The 16,473-nt window shown below is 67.7% G+C and carries 14 protein-coding genes and 1 tRNA gene; 9 read left to right on the top strand and 6 right to left on the bottom strand.

What is annotated here, in order from left to right; genetic code table 11:
• The first annotated feature begins 59 nt into the window (after positions 1–59).
• The 6 genes from ACZ4RZ_RS09410 to ACZ4RZ_RS09435 all read left to right on the top strand — a co-directional run bounded on the left by ACZ4RZ_RS09410 (position 60) and on the right by ACZ4RZ_RS09435 (position 6,757).
• Positions 60–722 carry a hypothetical protein gene (locus tag ACZ4RZ_RS09410; protein WP_467743381.1) on the top strand — a complete coding sequence of 221 codons (663 nt, stop codon included), beginning with the start codon at positions 60–62 and terminating at the stop codon, positions 720–722.
• A gap of 399 nt (positions 723–1,121) precedes the next feature.
• Positions 1,122–2,342, top strand: coding sequence for a branched-chain amino acid ABC transporter substrate-binding protein (locus tag ACZ4RZ_RS09415; RefSeq protein ID WP_467743382.1), 1,221 nt, complete (start codon positions 1,122–1,124; stop codon positions 2,340–2,342).
• 110 nt (positions 2,343–2,452) lie between these two features.
• On the top strand, positions 2,453–3,385 hold the full coding sequence (locus ACZ4RZ_RS09420; protein WP_467743383.1) for a branched-chain amino acid ABC transporter permease: 933 nt from the start codon (positions 2,453–2,455) through the stop codon (positions 3,383–3,385).
• Positions 3,386–3,390: 5 nt separating this feature from the next.
• On the top strand, positions 3,391–5,157 hold the full coding sequence (locus tag ACZ4RZ_RS09425) for a branched-chain amino acid ABC transporter permease (protein ID WP_467743676.1): 1,767 nt from the start codon (positions 3,391–3,393) through the stop codon (positions 5,155–5,157).
• Positions 5,158–5,162: 5 nt separating this feature from the next.
• Positions 5,163–6,044, top strand: a complete 882-nt coding sequence (locus ACZ4RZ_RS09430; protein WP_467743384.1) for an ABC transporter ATP-binding protein — start codon at positions 5,163–5,165, stop codon at positions 6,042–6,044.
• Positions 6,041–6,757, top strand: coding sequence for an ABC transporter ATP-binding protein (locus ACZ4RZ_RS09435; RefSeq protein WP_467743385.1), 717 nt, complete (start codon positions 6,041–6,043; stop codon positions 6,755–6,757). The genes ACZ4RZ_RS09430 and ACZ4RZ_RS09435 overlap by 4 nt, the downstream gene beginning before the upstream one ends.
• Positions 6,758–6,831: 74 nt before the next feature.
• Here ACZ4RZ_RS09435 and ACZ4RZ_RS09440 read toward each other — a convergent pair whose 3' ends face one another.
• On the bottom strand, positions 6,832–7,488 hold the full coding sequence (locus tag ACZ4RZ_RS09440) for an ANTAR domain-containing response regulator (protein WP_467743386.1): 657 nt from the start codon (positions 7,486–7,488) through the stop codon (positions 6,832–6,834).
• Between the two features lie 97 nt (positions 7,489–7,585).
• Between ACZ4RZ_RS09440 and ACZ4RZ_RS09445 the strand changes: the two genes are divergently transcribed.
• Both ACZ4RZ_RS09445 and ACZ4RZ_RS09450 read left to right on the top strand, forming a co-directional pair.
• Positions 7,586–7,660, top strand: a tRNA-Leu gene (locus ACZ4RZ_RS09445).
• 106 nt (positions 7,661–7,766) lie between these two features.
• Positions 7,767–8,540 (top strand): transcriptional regulator, encoded by a 774-nt coding sequence (locus tag ACZ4RZ_RS09450; RefSeq protein ID WP_467743387.1) that lies wholly within the window; start codon positions 7,767–7,769, stop codon positions 8,538–8,540.
• 124 nt (positions 8,541–8,664) lie between these two features.
• On the opposite strand, the gene pyk is transcribed toward ACZ4RZ_RS09450, so the two are convergent.
• Positions 8,665–10,095, bottom strand: a complete 1,431-nt coding sequence (gene pyk / locus ACZ4RZ_RS09455; RefSeq protein WP_467743388.1) for a pyruvate kinase — start codon at positions 10,093–10,095, stop codon at positions 8,665–8,667.
• Between the two features lie 211 nt (positions 10,096–10,306).
• A complete protein-coding gene (locus ACZ4RZ_RS09460; RefSeq protein ID WP_467743389.1) occupies positions 10,307–11,044 on the bottom strand; it encodes an SIMPL domain-containing protein in 738 nt (245 codons plus the stop codon).
• Between the two features lie 138 nt (positions 11,045–11,182).
• Between ACZ4RZ_RS09460 and ACZ4RZ_RS09465 the strand changes: the two genes are divergently transcribed.
• Positions 11,183–12,988, top strand: a complete 1,806-nt coding sequence (locus ACZ4RZ_RS09465) for a bifunctional metallophosphatase/5'-nucleotidase (protein WP_467743390.1) — start codon at positions 11,183–11,185, stop codon at positions 12,986–12,988.
• A gap of 81 nt (positions 12,989–13,069) precedes the next feature.
• Here ACZ4RZ_RS09465 and ACZ4RZ_RS09470 read toward each other — a convergent pair whose 3' ends face one another.
• From ACZ4RZ_RS09470 to ACZ4RZ_RS09480, 3 genes are read right to left on the bottom strand one after another with little or no spacing between them, the layout of a single operon-like run.
• Positions 13,070–13,240: a hypothetical protein gene (locus tag ACZ4RZ_RS09470; protein WP_467743391.1), complete on the bottom strand. Its 171-nt coding sequence runs from the start codon at positions 13,238–13,240 to the stop codon at positions 13,070–13,072.
• Positions 13,241–13,294: 54 nt separating this feature from the next.
• The gene (locus ACZ4RZ_RS09475) at positions 13,295–14,716 is read right to left on the bottom strand and encodes a lysine N(6)-hydroxylase/L-ornithine N(5)-oxygenase family protein (RefSeq protein WP_467743392.1); all 1,422 of its coding nucleotides are present in this window, start codon (positions 14,714–14,716) and stop codon (positions 13,295–13,297) included.
• Positions 14,713–16,083 (bottom strand): pyridoxal phosphate-dependent decarboxylase family protein, encoded by a 1,371-nt coding sequence (locus ACZ4RZ_RS09480; protein ID WP_467743393.1) that lies wholly within the window; start codon positions 16,081–16,083, stop codon positions 14,713–14,715. The genes ACZ4RZ_RS09475 and ACZ4RZ_RS09480 overlap by 4 nt, the downstream gene beginning before the upstream one ends.
• Positions 16,084–16,473: the final 390 nt, after the last annotated feature.

A 16,473-nucleotide genomic window follows, 5' to 3' on the forward strand; every position in this document is an offset into this window, starting at 1 on the left:
CGGTGCCCCGGGGGCGAGCGGGCATTGGCGGAGCCCCCCGCTCCGGCATAGCGTGAAGCATGACCGGCATCGGGCCCGTCGAGCCGTACCACCCCGATGACACCGACGGCCCTCACGAGAACACCCCCACCGACCTGCTGTGGTCGAAATCCCCACCCGCCACCACGCGTTGGGCCGCGCTCTCCCGCTCACGCCGTCGTCTCCTGCAGGCTCTGATCATCGCCGCGACCGCCACCGGCGCCTTCTTCGCCCTGCGCCCGACCCCGGCCACCCAGGCCACCCCGAACCCCTACCCCTGGCCCGCCGGCGTCACCACCCTCCACTACAAGGGCCGCGGACCCACCCCCGCGACCTACCGGTTCGAGATCGACGTCGCTCGCGGCAGCCCCGTCACCGTCCACCAAGTCGGCGCCGGACTGCCCGAGTTGGGCGCCACCACCACACCCCCCCTGCCACTGACAGTGAAGGCCGGATCCCCCCGCCTGATCACCGTCCGCATCTCCGTATACAAGTGCGCCGCCCTGCCGCCCGCCCTCGACCTCCCCCACCTCGACCTGCTCCTCAGCAACAGGACCGCACGGCAGCAGCAAAGCTTTCTCTTCGGCGGCGCCTACCCGCGCGACCTGTGGACCGACTTGCGCGCCGCCTGCTTCCCCAACACGGCCTCCCCCGCGCCGACTTCTGTCGTCCGGGACACCTGGCGGGACCTCACACGCCGGTAACAGTCGGTTACCTGTGCCGTAATGAATCAATGCTCGCGCCTCGCGACCCCCGGGCGTCGCATGCGACGCAATGCCCCGATCCACCTCCGCAACAGCCGAACCCGCTCTGCCTCATGAACCGGAACAGGGGGTTCTCACGATGCGAACAGGTAGTCACATCCCGGAGCTGCATCCCGAAATGCCCCAATTGCCCGCCCTGCGCCCGCCAGGACAGCCCCCGCATAACAAGAGCGTCACAGCCTTCCCTACGCTCCTGTGAGCTCCCCCTACCTGCGCTTATAGTCACGGCCAGTCACCGCGCCGCCGGGCGCGTCTACTGCACGGCCTGTACCACCCAGTACGGCCCGGCGAGACTCACGGCCCCCACCCTGGGGTGCCGCGCCAGGGAGAGGATTCAACGTGCGACAGCGTTCTTTGGTCATACTCACCTCCGTGCTCACCACAGGAGCACTCACGCTGACCGCCTGCGGCTCGCGCGACGACAGCGGGGACAGCAAAAGCAGCAAGAAGACCGAGATCATCATCGGCGTAGACGCGCCGCTGACCGGTCAGAACTCCGCCACGGGCCTCGGCATCCAGGGCGGCGTGCAGATCGCTGTCGACGACGCCAACAAGAACAACACCGTTCCCGGCGTGACCTTCAAGGTCCAGGCGCTCGACGACAAGGCGATCCCGGCCTCCGGCCAGCAGAACGCCACCCAGCTCGTCCAGAACGACAAGGTCCTCGGCGTCGTCGGCCCGCTGAACTCCGGCGTCGCCACCCAGATGCAGCAGGTCTTCGCCACCGCCAACCTGGTCGAGATCTCGCCGTCCAACACGGCGCCCGAGCTCACCCAGGGCAAGAACTGGCAGACGTCGAAGTCGCGTCCCTTCAAGACGTACTTCCGCACCGCCACCACCGACGCCCTCCAGGGCGGCTTCGCCGCCGACTACGCCTACAACACCCTGAAGAAGCGCAAGGTGTTCGTGGTCGACGACAAGCAGACCTACGGCGCCGGCCTCGCCAAGCTGTTCAAGGCCGGCTTCACCAAGTCGGGCGGCAAGGTCGCGGGCGAGGACCACGTCAACGTCGGCGACACCGACTTCTCGGCTCTGGTCACCAAGATCAAGAACTCCAAGGCCGACCTGGTCTACTACGGCGGCCAGTACGACGAGTCCGAGAAGGTCACCAAGCAGCTCAAGGACGGCGGAGCCAAGATCCCGCTGTTCGGCGGTGACGGCATGTTCACCCCGACCTACATCGAGACCGCCGGCAAGACCTCCGAAGGCGACCTCGTCACCTCCGTCGGCCAGCCCGTCGACTCCCTGCCCTCCGCCGCCGAGTTCATCAAGAAGTACAAGGCCTCCGGCCTCAAGGGCGACTACGGCACCTACGGTGGCTACTCCTACGACGCCGCCACCGCCATCATCAAGGCCATCGGCAACGTCGTGAAGGACGGCAAGGTCCCGAGCGACGCCCGCGCCAAGATCGTCGCCGAGGTGCAGAAGACCAAGTTCGACGGCATCGCAGGCCCCGTCTCCTTCGACGAGTACGGCGACACCACCAACAAGCAGCTCACCGTCTACCAGGTCGTCGACGGCAAGTGGAAGGCCGTCAAGAGCGGCACCTTCAACGGCTGATCCCTTCCGCCGCTAGCACCACCCAAGGGCCGCGCGGCCAGACCACCCGTCACCGCGCGGCCCGCTTCATACGCCCTGCTCAACTCTCCCCACCACATGGAGGCCATGCGGTGAACACCCTGCCGCAGCAGCTGGCCAACGGGCTGTTCCTCGGCTCGATGTACGGGCTGATCGCCATCGGATACACGATGGTGTACGGCATCGTCCAGCTCATCAACTTCGCCCACGGCGAGATCTTCATGACCGGCGGCTTCGGCGCACTCACGGTCTACCTTTACGTTCTGCCAAACGGCACATCCATGTGGATAGCCCTCCCGGCGATGCTCATAGGCGGCGGACTCGTCTCCGTCCTCATCGCCGTCGGGGCCGAACGCTTCGCCTACCGACCACTGCGCGGAGCACCACGCCTCGCCCCCCTCATCACCGCCATCGGCCTCTCCCTCGCCCTCCAGCAGGTCGTCTTCAACGCGTACCCCAACGCCAAGGTCGACCGCAACTTCCCGCAACTCCCCTTCGGTCCCTGGCACCTCGGCTCCATCAGCATCCAGAGCGGCTCCTTCTTCGTCATCGTCGCCGCCCCCATCTGCATGGCCGCCCTCGCCTTCTTCGTCCGCCTCTCCCGCACCGGCCGCGCCATGCAGGCCACCGCGCAGGACCCGGACACCGCCCAGCTCATGGGCATCGACACCAACCGCATCATCGTCATCGCCTTCGCCATCGGCGGCTTCTTCGCCGCCGTCGCAGCCGTCGCCTACGGCCTGCGCTACGGCACGGTGAAATACGACATGGGCTTCCAGATGGGCCTCAAAGCCTTCACCGCGGCCGTCCTCGGCGGCATCGGCAACATCTACGGCGCCATGATCGGCGGCCTCGTCCTCGGCCTCGCCGAAACCATGGCCACCAGCTACATCGACGGAATCCCCGGCATGCAGCAGCTCGGCGGCGGCGGCTGGTCCTCCGTCTGGGCCTTCGTACTCCTCATCCTCGTACTGCTGTTCAGGCCACAAGGCCTCGTCGGCGAACGCGTCGCGGACAGGGCGTGAGCACCATGGCAACCATCGAGAACACGGCACAGCGCGGCCTGATCGCACTCCCCCAGACCGCCGCCCGCGCCCTCATCGCCGTCGGCGCCATCGCCACCATCGCCAGCACCTTCATGTCCTGGACCTACACGTCCGACTTCCCCGGGGACCTCACCTACTACGGCTCCCCGGCCGGACTCCAGATCCTCGACCTCATCGCCGGCGCCGTCACCCTGCTCTTCGCGCTCACCCTCTTCAACATCCGCGGCCTCGGCTGGCTCAACCCGGCAGGCGCCACCCAGCCCGTCGTCCTCGCCGCCACCTCCGCGTTCGCCGTCAGCTGGTTCAGCGCCATCGCCATCGCCGTCGACCTCAAGGGCCTCGTCGCCCTCGACCCCGGCGCCTACATCGCCGCCGTCGGCTCCCTGATCGCCCTCGTCGGCACCCTGGCACTCCCCAAGCCCGGCGACACGTTCAAGGACTACGTCACCAAGCCGGAGAACATCCCCCCGGCCGCCAAGCTCCCCGGCTGGGGCGAGCGCCTCGTCATCACCGGCGCCACCGCCGTGGCCCTGATCGTCTTCACCTACGGCATCGGCGTCGACCCCGACGCAAGCGAAACGTTCCTCGGCTACCTGCTCCTGGTCATCTTCGGCACCTGGGCCCTGCTCACCGCCGGACTCTTCGACCGCTTCGCCGAACTCAACGCCCGCCACAAGGGATTCGCCACCTCCATGGCATTCCTCGCCGCGGCGATCTTCCCCTTCGTCGAGAACAACGAGCACAACGCCAACCTCGGCGTGAACATCCTCGTCGTCGCCACCGTCGCCCTCGGCCTCAACATCGTCGTCGGCCTCACCGGACTCCTCGACCTCGGATACGTCGCCTTCCTCGGCGTCGGCGCCTACGCCGCTGCCCTCGTCTCAGGCTCCGAGTTCTCCCGCTTCTCCGGCGTCCAGTTCCCCTTCTGGGCCGCCATGCTCACCGGCATGGGCGCGTCGCTCGTCTTCGGCGTCCTCATCGGCGCCCCCACCCTGCGACTGCGCGGCGACTACCTCGCCATCGTCACCCTGGGCTTCGGAGAGATCTTCCGCATCTCCGTCAACAACATGGACGGCTCCTCCGGGCCCAACCTCACCAACGGCCCCAACGGCATCTCCATGATCCCGGACCTCAAGATCTTCGGGTTCAACTTCGGAAGCACCCACGACGTCGGCGGAGTCACCCTCGGCCGCTTCGCGAACTACTTCCTGCTGATGCTGCTCATCACCGCGCTGGTCGTCCTCGTCTTCAACCGCGCCGCCGACTCCCGCATCGGCCGCTCCTGGATCGCCATCCGCGAAGACGAGACCGCCGCCACCGCCATGGGCATCAACGGCTTCCGCGTCAAGCTCATCGCCTTCGCGCTGGGTGCATCGCTGGCAGGCCTCGCCGGTACAGTCAGCGCCCACGTCGGGTACAGCGTCAACCCGGCCCCGTACCAGTTCGCCGGCTCCGTGCCCCCGAACTCCGCCTTCCTGCTCGCCGCGGTCGTCCTCGGCGGCATGGGCACCGTCAACGGCCCCATCCTCGGCGCCACGCTGCTCTACCTCCTCCCCGAGAAGCTCAGCTTCCTCAAGGAGTACCAGCTGCTCGCCTTCGGCATCGCGCTCGTGATCCTCATGCGCTTCCGCCCCGAAGGCATCATCGCCAACCGCCGCCGCCAGCTCGAATTCCACGACACCGGCCAACTCGACATCCCCGAACAAGGCCTGCCCGACAGCACTGTCGGCGTCACCAAGGCAGGGGCGTGACCCACATGACCACCACCACAGCCCCCAGCCCCGTCCTCGAAGCCAGCGGCGTCACCATGCGCTTCGGCGGCCTCACCGCCGTACGCAGCGTCGACCTCACCGTCAACACCGGCGAGATCGTCGGCCTCATCGGCCCCAACGGCGCCGGCAAGACGACGTTCTTCAACTGCCTGACGGGCCTGTACGTGCCGACAGAGGGCAAGGTCTCCTACAAGGGCACCGTCCTCCCGCCCAAGCCGCACCTGGTCACCAGCGCCGGCATCGCCCGCACCTTCCAGAACATCCGGCTCTTCGCCAACATGACCGTCCTGGAAAACGTGCTCGTCGGCCGCCACACCAGGACGAAGGAAGGCCTCTGGTCGGCCCTGCTCCGCGGCCCGGGCTTCCGCAAAGCGGAGGCAGCCTCGCGTGAACGCGCCATGGAACTGCTGGAGTTCATCGGCCTCGACCACAAGGCCGACCACCTCTCCCGCAACCTCCCCTACGGCGAACAGCGCAAGCTGGAGATCGCGCGCGCGATGGCAAGCGAGCCGGGCCTGCTCCTCCTGGACGAGCCCACCGCAGGCATGAACCCCCAGGAAACGCGAGCGACCGAAGACCTCGTCTTCGCCATCCGCGACAGGGGCATCGCCGTCCTCGTCATCGAGCACGACATGCGCTTCATCTTCAACCTGTCCGACCGCGTCGCCTGCCTCGTCCAGGGCGAAAAGCTCGTCGAGGGAACGTCGGAGGTCGTCCAGGGCGACGAACGCGTCATCGCCGCCTACCTCGGCGAGCCGTTCGAAGGCGCCCCCGGCGACGAAGAAATCGCCGAAGTCGAAGCCGCCGAGGCCGCGGGAGCCTCCGACGCGCAGAGCACCACCAGCAAGGAAGGAACCGCCCAGTGACCGCACTGCTCGAGGTCGAAGACCTCAAGGTCGCCTACGGCAAGATCGAAGCCGTCAAGGGCATCTCCTTCACCGTCGAAGCCGGCCAGATCGTCACCCTCATCGGCACCAACGGCGCCGGCAAGACGACCACCCTGCGCACCCTCTCCGGGCTCCTCAAGCCCAGCTCCGGCCGCATCCTCTTCGACGGCAAACCCCTCAGCGGCACCCCCGCCCACAAGATCGTCGCCCTCGGCCTCGCCCACTCCCCCGAGGGACGCCACATCTTCCCCCGGCTGACGATCACCGAAAACCTCCAGCTCGGAGCCTTCCTCCGCTCCGACAAGGCAGGCATCGAAAAGGACATCCAGCGGGCGTACGACCTGTTCCCCATCCTGGGCGAACGCCGCAAGCAAGCGGCCGGAACCCTGTCGGGCGGTGAGCAGCAGATGCTGGCGATGGGCCGGGCGCTGATGTCCCAGCCCAAGCTGCTCATGCTCGACGAACCCTCCATGGGCCTCTCGCCGATCATGATGCAGAAGATCATGGCCACGATCGCCGAACTCAAGGCCTCCGGCACGACCATCCTCCTCGTCGAGCAGAACGCCCAGGCGGCGCTCTCCCTCGCCGACCACGGACACGTCATGGAGGTCGGCAACATCGTCCTCTCCGGCACCGGGCAGGACCTGCTGCACGACGAGTCCGTACGGAAGGCGTACCTCGGCGAGGACTGAGTCCACTCCGGGTGTACGAAGAGGCCCGCGCCCCTTGTCGGGGACGCGGGCCTCTTCCGCTGCGCTGGGGAGAGCTAGCCCTTCGCGGACTTCTTCTCCTCGGCGTCCTGAATGACCGCCTCGGCGACCTGCTGCATGGACATACGACGGTCCATGGAGGTCTTCTGAATCCACCGGAACGCGGCGGGCTCGGTCAGCCCGTACTCCGTCTGCAGCACCGACTTCGCGCGGTCGACCAGCTTCCGCGTCTCCAGGCGCTGCGTGAGATCCACGATCTCCTTCTCCAGCGCCTTCAACTCCGTGAACCGCGACACGGCCATCTCGATCGCCGGTACGACGTCACTCTTGCTGAACGGCTTCACCAGGTACGCCATGGCGCCGGCGTCACGCGCACGCTCGACGAGGTCGCGCTGCGAGAAGGCGGTGAGCATGAGAACGGGGGCGATGCTCTCCTCGGCGATCTTCTCGGCGGCGGAGATCCCGTCCAGCTTGGGCATCTTCACGTCGAGGATCACCAGGTCCGGCTTGTGCTCCCGGGCCAGCTCGACGGCCTGCTCACCGTCGCCCGCCTCGCCTACGACGGTGTAACCCTCTTCCTCCAGCATCTCTTTGAGGTCGAGACGGATCAGCGCCTCGTCCTCAGCGATGACGACGCGGGTCGTCAGCGGAGGCACGTGCGACTTGTCGTCGTCGGGCGCGTCTACGGGCTGGGGCGACTCGGGGGCGGTCACGGGGGCTCCTCGTTCAGGCCGGGTACTGCTCCCAAGAGCCTACCTAGCTGCGGTAAGGTAGTTGCCCGAGGGGTCACACTTCCCCTTGCTTTCTAAGGCCCCAGTACTCCAACTGGTTAGAGAGGCCGCTCTCAAACAGCGGACAGTGTGGGTTCGAATCCCACCTGGGGCACTTTTCCTTCGTTTTCAAGGTTGTCACCCAGATGCGGACGTTCCCATTCTCGTGAACATCCGCTTTTTGCTGCGTGTCGCGGCGATCAGCCACACAGGCTGGCCACATGTACGACATGGGCACACGCAAGCGAGCTCTAGCTCTGGCCGCTCAGGGGCACAGCCTGAACTCCGTAAGCAAAGAGACCGGAGTCTCCCGGGCTGCTATCCGCTCCTGGCAGACCCGTATCGAGCCTCGCAGGCGCACCGGCCGCCCCTGCCCAAGGTGCCAGGACCTACCGAGCCCTCCCGAGGACCCGGCGGCGTACGCCTATCTGTTAGGCCTCTATCTCGGCGATGGCTGCATCAACGCTCACCGCAGAGGCGTCTACTTCATCCGCATCGTCATGGACAACGCGTGGCCCGGCCTCATCGACGCCTGCGAAGCCGCGATGCGCGCCGTCCGCCCCGACAACTGCGTGTGCCGCGTCAAAAAACAGGGTTGTGTCGCCGTCACCGGCTCCAGCAAGCACTGGCCATGTCTCTTCCCCCAGCACGGCCCCGGCAAGAAGCACGAGCGCCCCATCGTCCTCGAACCCTGGCAGCAGGAGATCGTCGATGCCCACCCTTGGGCATTCATCCGCGGACTCGTCCACTCCGACGGTTGCCGCATCACCAACTGGACGACCCGTCTCGTCGGCGGTGAGCGCAAGCGATACGAGTACCCCCGCTACTTCTTCACCAACGTGTCCGACGACATCCGTCAGCTCTATACGGACACCTTGGACAAGCTCGGCATCCACTGGACCCACTGCACGCGCAACGGGAACCCGTACAACATCTCCGTCGCCAAGAAGGCCTCCGTCGCCCTCATGGACACCCACGTAGGCCCCAAATACTGACCCCGCAATATGCGCTGCTCACCAGGTTGTTCTCGGTGATCGTGACGCCGACGGCGGACTTCAACATCGTCACGCCGTGAGAAAGCAAACGGAGGCCCTCCGTAAGAAGGGCCCCTTTACGCAACTACTTGTCGTCCTCGCCGATGTGGTGGACGCGTACGAGGTTCGTCGAACCGGAGACTCCGGGCGGGGAGCCTGCGGTGATGACGACGATGTCGCCCTTCTGGCAGCGGCCGTAATTGAGGAGGAGTTCGTCGACCTGGTCGACCATGGCGTCGGTGGAGTCGACGTGGGGGCCGAGGAAGGTTTCGACGCCCCAGGTGAGGTTGAGCTGGGAGCGGGTCGCCGGGTCCGGGGTGAAGGCCAGCAGCGGGATGGGCGAGCGGTAGCGCGACAGGCGCCGGACGGTGTCGCCGGACTGGGTGAAGGCGACGAGGAACTTGGCGCCGAGGAAGTCGCCCATTTCGGCGGCGGCTCGGGCGACGGCGCCGCCCTGGGTGCGGGGCTTGTTCCGTTCGGTCAGGGGCGGGAGGCCCTTGGCGAGGATGTCTTCCTCCGCCGCCTCCACGATCCGCGCCATTGTCTTGACCGTCTCGATGGGGTATTTGCCGACGCTGGTCTCGCCGGACAGCATCACCGCGTCGGTGCCGTCGATGACGGCGTTGGCGACGTCGGAGGCTTCCGCACGGGTGGGGCGGGAGTTGTCGATCATCGAGTCGAGCATCTGGGTGGCGACGATGACCGGCTTGGCGTTGCGCTTGGCGAGCTTGATGGCGCGCTTTTGGACGATGGGGACCTGTTCGAGGGGCATCTCGACGCCGAGGTCGCCGCGGGCGACCATGATGCCGTCGAAGGCGGCGACGATGTCGTCGATGTTGTCGACGGCCTGGGGCTTCTCCACCTTGGCGATCACGGGGAGGCGGCGGCCTTCTTCGTCCATGATGCGGTGGACGTCGTGGATGTCCTTGCCGCTTCTTACGAACGACAGTGCGATGACGTCGAAGCCGGAGCGGAGGGCCCAGCGGAGGTCTGCTTCGTCCTTGTCGGAGAGGGCGGGGACGGAGACGGCGACGCCGGGGAGGTTGAGGCCTTTGTGGTCGGAGACCATGCCGCCTTCGACGACGGTGGTGTGGACGCGGGGGCCGTCGACGGCGGTGACTTCGAGGGTGACTTTGCCGTCGTCGACGAGGATGCGTTCACCGGGGGTGACGTCGGCCGCGAGTCCTTCGTAGGTCGTTCCGCAGGCCTGGCGGTCGCCTTCGGCGCCTTCTTCGACGGTGATGGTGAAGGTGTCTCCGCGTTCAAGGAGTACGGGGCCTTCGCTGAAGCGGCCGAGTCGGATCTTCGGGCCTTGAAGGTCGGCGAGGATTCCGACGCTGCGGCCGGTCTCGTCGGAGGCCTTTCGCACGTGGTGGTAGCGCTCCTCGTGTTCGGCGTACGTGCCGTGGCTGAGGTTGAAGCGGGCTACGTCCATTCCGGCTTCGACCAGGGCTTTGATCTGGTCGTACGAGTCGGTGGCGGGGCCCAATGTACAGACGATTTTTGCTCGGCGCATGGTTCGAGCCTAGGCCTTACCGGCGGGTAGAGAATTGGTCGTGCGTGACTACCCAACAACCTTTGCGTGAAGAGCTATTGACAACTGTTGAATTGTGCGATGGTGCGCTCCGATGAGCAGAACGGGTTTTGGGCGCACCCCGGTCGCATTTATCTATTCATCTCCGCGCGCCCGCACAGGAGAAGCAGTCGGTCACCGACCGTCACATTCTCTACAACTGCGGTGGCGCCATCGTGAATCGGGCGTTGACCTGGGCGTAGACGTGTTGGCGTTGGGGTTCGAGGTCGAGGGCGGCGGCTTCGTCCTCGATGGGGCCGCCGCCGTAGGCGGATCTGGTGCGCAGGGCGCGGGAGGCCTGGGCTTCGAACGCGTACGGTGGGGCGCTTTCGGCGCCGATGTCGGCGAGTTCGACGAGGGCGGACAGTTGGGTGCCGAGCGCTTCGGCGTATTCGCGGGCGCGTTGGAGGGCTTCCCGGACGGCTTGCTGCCTTGCGGTGCGGTGGGCGGGTGAGTCGGGGCGCAGGGCCCACCATGGGCCGTCGACGCGGGTGAGGTCGCGGTCCGCGAGTGCGCTGGTGAGTTCGCCGAGTGCGGTGAAGTCGGTGAGTTCGGCGGTGATGTGGACGCGGCCGTGGTAGGTGCGGACGCGTTCGCCGCGGCCGCGTCTGCTGAGTTCGGGGCTGATGGAGAAGGCGCCGGTTTCCAGGCGTTCGACTGCGGCGCCGTACGACTTCACGAGGTCGAGGGCGGCGGCGTTGCGGCGGGTGAGGTCGGTGAGGGCTTCGCGGCGGTCCCGGCCGTGGGCCTCGACGGTGATGCCGATGCGGGCGATCTCGGGGTCGACTTCGAGGTGGGCTTCGCCTCGGACGGCGATGCGCGGGGATTCGGGTGTGCCGTAGGGGACGGCGGGTTGGGGTTCTTGTGAGGTGGAGTCCGCGGTGGGGGCCATACGTCCCACTCTGTCACTGGGAGGGCCGGTTGTGGTGCTCACAGGTCATCAGATCGAAACCTCCTGGACCTGTTGCGGGGTGGGCTGTTGGGCCAGAATCTACGCGCGTCGTTGACCTTTTTCCTAGGAGCCATAGAGATGCCGTTGAACCGCCGGAAGTTCCTGAAGAAGTCCGCCGTGACGGGTGCGGGGGTCGCGCTCGCCGGGGCGGCCGCGGCTCCGGCCGCTCAGGCTGTCGAGGTCTCGGGGGTCAAGAAGTCCCCGAAGCGGTATTCGCTGACGGTCATGGGCACGACGGATCTGCACGGCCATGTGTTCAACTGGGACTACTTCAAGGATGCGGAGTACACGGACAAGGCGGGCAACGCGCAGGGTCTGTCGCGGATTTCGACGCTGGTGAACGAGATCCGTAAGGAGAAGGGCCGCTGCAACACGCTGCTGCTGGACGCGGGCGACACGATCCAGGGCACTCCGCTGACGTACTACTACGCGAAGGTGGACCCGATCACCGCCAAGGGTGGTCCCGTCCACCCGATGGCGCAGGCGATGAACGCGATCGGGTTCGACGCCGCGGCGCTCGGCAACCACGAGTTCAACTACGGCATCGAGACGTTGCGGAAGTTCGAGTCGCAGTGTCACTTCCCGCTGCTGGGCGCGAATGCGTTGGACGCGAAGACGCTGAAGCCGGCGTTCCCTCCGTACTTCATCAAGAAGTTCCATGTTCCGGGCGCCCCGCCGGTGAAGGTGGCGGTCCTCGGTCTGACGAACCCGGGTATCGCGATCTGGGACAAGGCCTACGTCCAGGGCAAGTTGACGTTCCCGGGTCTGGAGGAGCAGGCGGCGAAGTGGGTGCCGAAGCTGCGGTCGATGGGTGCGGACGTCGTGGTCGTGTCGGCGCACTCCGGCTCGTCGGGCACCTCGTCGTATGGTGACCAGCTGCCGTACATCGAGAACTCGGCGGCGCTGGTCGCGCAGCAGGTGCCGGGTATCGACGCGATTCTCGTCGGGCACGCGCATGTGGAGATTCCCGAGCTGAAGGTCACCAACGCGGCGACCGGCAGGACGGTCGTGCTGTCGGAGCCGCTGGCGTACGCGGAGCGGCTGTCGGTCTTCGACTTCGAGTTGGTCTTCGAGAAGGGGAAGTGGCAGGTCGAGTCGGTGGCGGCCTCGGTCCGCAACTCGAACTCGGTCGCCGACGACCCGAAGATCACCAAGCTGTTGAAGGACGAACACGACGTGGTCGTGGCGTATGTCAACCAGGTGGTCGGTAAGGCGACCCAGACACTGACGACGGTGGAGGCGCGGTACAAGGACGCCCCGATCATCGACCTGATCACCAAAGTGCAGGAGGACGTGGTCAAGGCGGCGCTGGCGGGCACGGCGTACGCGTCGCTGCCGGTGATCGCGCAGGCGTCGCCGTTCTCCCGTACGTCGGCGATTCCGGCCGGCGATGTGACGATCCGGGATCTGTCGAGCCTGTACGTGTACGACAACACGCTGGTCGCCAAGGTGATGACGGGGGCGCAGATCCGGGCGTACCTGGAGTACTCGGCGAACTACTTCGTGCAGACGGCGGCGGGCGCCGCGATCGACACGGAGAAGCTGACGAACGCGAACAACCGCCCGGACTACAACTACGACTACGTGTCCGGTCTTCAGTACGACATCGACATCGCGCAGGCGGAGGGTTCGCGGATCAAGAACCTGAGCTACAAGGGTGCGGCGCTGGACGACGCGCAGCAGTTCGTGCTGGCGGTGAACAATTACCGGGCCAATGGTGGCGGTGCCTTCCCGCATGTCGCTTCGGCCACCGAGGTGTGGTCCGAGTCGACGGAAATCCGTACGCGGATCGCCGAGTGGGTGACCGCGAAGGGCACGCTCGACCCGAAGGAGTTCGCTGCGGTGGACTGGAAGCTGACGCGGGACGGCACGCCCGTCTTCTAGAGCGGTCAGCCTTCCAGAGCGGTCCGCCTTCCAGGGCGGTCCGCCTTCCAGGGCGGTCCGTCTCCCAGGGCGGTCCGCCTTCTAAAGATCCAGTAGGGATACGTCCACGGCGTCGGCGACGGCTTTCGCGCCGGCCAGTCGTAGGGCCTGGCGTACGGTCTGGTCGGCGAAGCCGCGGGGTTCGAAGAGGTGGAACGTCTCGAAGGGGTCGATGACGGCGCAGCGGTGCGCGGCGATCCAGGTGGTGGTCATGCCGGGCCCGACCCGCTGTCGGGCTTCTTCCACGCCCGCAGCGCCCGCCGCCTTTTAGCGTCCCTCGACGAGTGGGGTGAGGGGCCGGGTCGTCTGGCGTGCGGGTGGGACCTGCGGACGCGGTTCGAGTCCGAAGGTGGTGAAGGCGGTTCGGCCGGGCAGCGGGTAGGGGTCCTTGCCGGTGAGGGAGTTGAGGATGGTGGCGCTGCGCCAGGCGGCGAGGCCGAGGTCGGGGGCGCCGACGCCGTGGGTGTGGAGTTCGGCGTTCTGGACGTAGACGTGACCGGCGACGGCGGGGTCGAGGACGAGGCGGAACTGGTCGTCGATGCGGGGGCGTTCGCTGCTGTCGCGGCGCAGATAGGGGTCGAGTCCGGCGAGGATCTGGCCGAGGGGGCGTTCGCGGTAGCCGGTGGCGAGGACGACGGCGTCGGTGGTGAGGCGGGAGCGGGCGCCCTGCTGGCCGTGTTCGAGGTGGAGTTCGACCTTGGTGGTGGCGACGCGGCCCGCGGTGCGGACGGTGACGGCGGGGGTGAGGACGGCGTCGGGCCAGCCGCCGTGCAGGGTGCGGCGGTAGAGCTCGTCGTGGATGGCGGCGATGGTGTCGGCGTCGATGCCTTTGTGGAGCTGCCATTGGGCGGCGACGAGCCGGTCGCGGACGGGTTCGGTGAGGGCGTGGAAGTAGCGGGTGTAGTCGGGGGTGAAGTGTTCCAGGCCGAGTTTGGAGTACTCCATGGGCGCGAACGCTTCGGTGCGGGCGAGCCAGTGGATCTTCTCGCGGCCCGAGGGGCGGTTGCGCAGGAGGTCGAGGAAGACTTCGGCGCCGGACTGCCCCGCGCCGATGACGGTGATGTGTTCGGCGGTGAGGAACTGCTCGCGGTGTTTGAGGTAGTCCGCGGCGTGGATGACGGGCACGCCGGGGGCTTCGACGAGGGGTTTGAGCGGTTCGGGGATGTGCGGGGCGGTGCCGACGCCGAGGACGATGTTGCGGGTGTAGGAGCGGCCGAGGGATTCGGCTTCTCCGTTGGTGTCGAGTTGGGTGAAGTCGACTTCGAACAGGGCGCGTTCGGCATTCCAGCGGACGGCGTCGACCTGGTGGCCGAAGTGGAGTCCGGGGATGCTGTCGGCGACCCAGCGGCAGTAGGCGTCGTATTCGGCGCGCTGGATGTGGAAGCGCTCGGCGAAGTAGAAGGGGAAGAGGCGTGCGCGGGCTTTGAGGTAGTTGAGGAACGACCACGGGTTCACGGGGTCGGCGAGGGTCACCAGGTCGGCGAGGAAGGGGACTTGGAGGGTCGCGCCGTCGATGAGGAGGCCGGGGTGCCAGTCGAAGCCGGGGCGTTGTTCGTAGAAGACGGTGTCGAGTTCGACGAGGGGGTGGGCGAGGGCGGCGAGGGAGAGGTTGAAGGGGCCGATGCCGATGCCCACCAGGTCGCGGGGTGCTTCGGCGGCGGGGCGTGGAGGGGTGGGCGTCGGGCTCATCGGGGTGTGTGTCCTTCCACCAGTTTCAGGAGCGCGGCCAGGTCGCCCGGCCGGGTGTGGGGATTGAGGAGGGTGGCTTTGAGCCAGAGGCGGCCGTCGAGCGCGGCGCGGCCGAGGACGGCGCGGCCTTCGTGCAGGAGGGTGCGGCGTACGGCGGCGATGGTGTCGTCGGTGGCCCCGGCGGGCCGGAACAGGACGGTGCTGATGACCGGCCGGTCGTAGAGCTCGAAGCCGGGGTGGGCGGCCAGCAGTTCGGCCAGCTCTCGGGCGCGGGCGCAGACTTGGTCGACGAGGGCGCCGATGCCGTCCCTGCCCAGGGTTTTGAGGGTGACGGCGATTTTGAGGATGTCGGGGCGCCGGGTGGTGCGCAGGGAGCGGCCGAGGAGGTCGGGGAGGCCTGCCTCGGTGTCGTCGTCGGCGTTGAGGTAGTCGGCGCGGTGTTCCAGTACGGCGAGGTCGCTCGGGTCGCGTACCGCGAGGAGTCCGGCGGCGACGGGCTGCCAGCCGAGTTTGTGCAGGTCGAGGGTGACGGTGTGGGCGCGGCCGAGTCCGTCGAGTCGGGTGCGGTGCCGGTCGCTGAAGAGGAGTCCTCCGCCGTAGGCGGCGTCGATGTGGAGGCGGGCGCCGTGGGCGGTGCACAGGTCGGCGATGTCGGGCAGCGGGTCGATGAGCCCTGCGTCGGTGGTGCCCGCGGTGGCGGCTACGACGAAGGAGCCGCGCGGGCCGTGCAGCTCGGTGAGGGCTTCGTCGAGGGCGGCCGGGTCCATCGTTCCTGCCGGGGCGGGGACGACGACGGGGTCGGGCAGGCCGAGCAGCCAGGCGGCGCGGTGCAGGGAGTGGTGGGCGTTGGCTCCGCATACGAGCTGTACGCCGCCGTGGGCTTCGCGGGCGAGGAGGAGGGCGAGTTGGTTGGACTCGGTGCCGCCGGTGGTGACGAGGGCGGCGCCTTCCGCGTCGTACACCTCGTGGGCCAGTGCCCTGGTGACGAGCGCCTCCAGCTCCGAGGCGGCCGGCGCCTGGTCCCAGGAGTCCAGGGACGGGTTGAGGGCGGAGACGGCGAGGTCGGCGGCGGTGGCGACGGCGAGGGGTGGGCAGTGCAGGTGGGCCGCGCAGAGTGGGTCGGCGGGGTCGGCGGCGCCCTCGGCGAGGGCTCGCACGAGGTTGTGCAGGGCGTCCTCGCTGCCCTGCCGGGGCAGTACGTCGCCGACCGCGTCCCGTACGCGCCGCGCCACCGCCTCGGGGCCTCCCGCGGGCAGCGGTCCTCCGCGGGCCGCGCCGCCCTTTTGGAGTGCGTCGAGGACGGTGTCGAGCAACGGCCGCAGTGTGCCGGGGGCTTCGGGGCCTGAGGCGAGAGGCGGCGTGCTCATGGGTGTCCTCCGGTGGGCGCGCGGCGGGGGAATCCAAGGGTGTACGCATTTAGGGTCGGCGCGCCCGTATAGGACAACGATCCGACCCAAATGGGGGTACTGCCGTGCGGAGGAAGGGTGTTGGGTCGGCTGAGGTGCTAGTTGTCTTGCGCCCGGGCCGGGTTGACGCCTCGCGTTGACGTGGGTCGCCGGAGGGGCGGGTCCGTGGGTTTTTCGCCCCCGCCGCTCCTGCCCATTCCCGTACCTGGGGGGCTCCGCCCCCAGACCCCCCTTGGGGTGTCTTTGGGTGCGGGGCGGTGGGGGCTTGGCGTGGGGGTCCCCCCCCCCCCCCCGGGGGTAGGGGGAGTCTCCAGCCGGGAGGGGAGGGGGGGGAGGGGGGAAAGACCCCCT

The sequence above is a fragment of the Streptomyces sp. NPDC027189 genome (assembly GCF_055566975.1).

Bases quoted from the DNA above. Each gene is read 5' to 3' on its own strand.
- ACZ4RZ_RS09460 (WP_467743389.1), bottom strand. From the start codon at position 11,044: ATGGCCCCCACCGCGGACTCCACCTCACAAGAACCCCAACCCGCCGTC.
- ACZ4RZ_RS09480 (WP_467743393.1), bottom strand. From the start codon at position 16,083: ATGAGCACGCCGCCTCTCGCCTCAGGCCCCGAAGCCCCCGGCACACTG.
- ACZ4RZ_RS09470 (WP_467743391.1), bottom strand. From the start codon at position 13,240: ATGACCACCACCTGGATCGCCGCGCACCGCTGCGCCGTCATCGACCCC.
- ACZ4RZ_RS09450 (WP_467743387.1), top strand. From the start codon at position 7,767: ATGTACGACATGGGCACACGCAAGCGAGCTCTAGCTCTGGCCGCTCAG.
- ACZ4RZ_RS09430 (WP_467743384.1), top strand. From the start codon at position 5,163: ATGACCACCACCACAGCCCCCAGCCCCGTCCTCGAAGCCAGCGGCGTC.
- ACZ4RZ_RS09410 (WP_467743381.1), top strand. From the start codon at position 60: ATGACCGGCATCGGGCCCGTCGAGCCGTACCACCCCGATGACACCGAC.
- ACZ4RZ_RS09475 (WP_467743392.1), bottom strand. From the start codon at position 14,716: ATGAGCCCGACGCCCACCCCTCCACGCCCCGCCGCCGAAGCACCCCGC.
- pyk (WP_467743388.1), bottom strand. From the start codon at position 10,095: ATGCGCCGAGCAAAAATCGTCTGTACATTGGGCCCCGCCACCGACTCG.
- ACZ4RZ_RS09425 (WP_467743676.1), top strand. From the start codon at position 3,391: ATGGCAACCATCGAGAACACGGCACAGCGCGGCCTGATCGCACTCCCC.
- ACZ4RZ_RS09465 (WP_467743390.1), top strand. From the start codon at position 11,183: ATGCCGTTGAACCGCCGGAAGTTCCTGAAGAAGTCCGCCGTGACGGGT.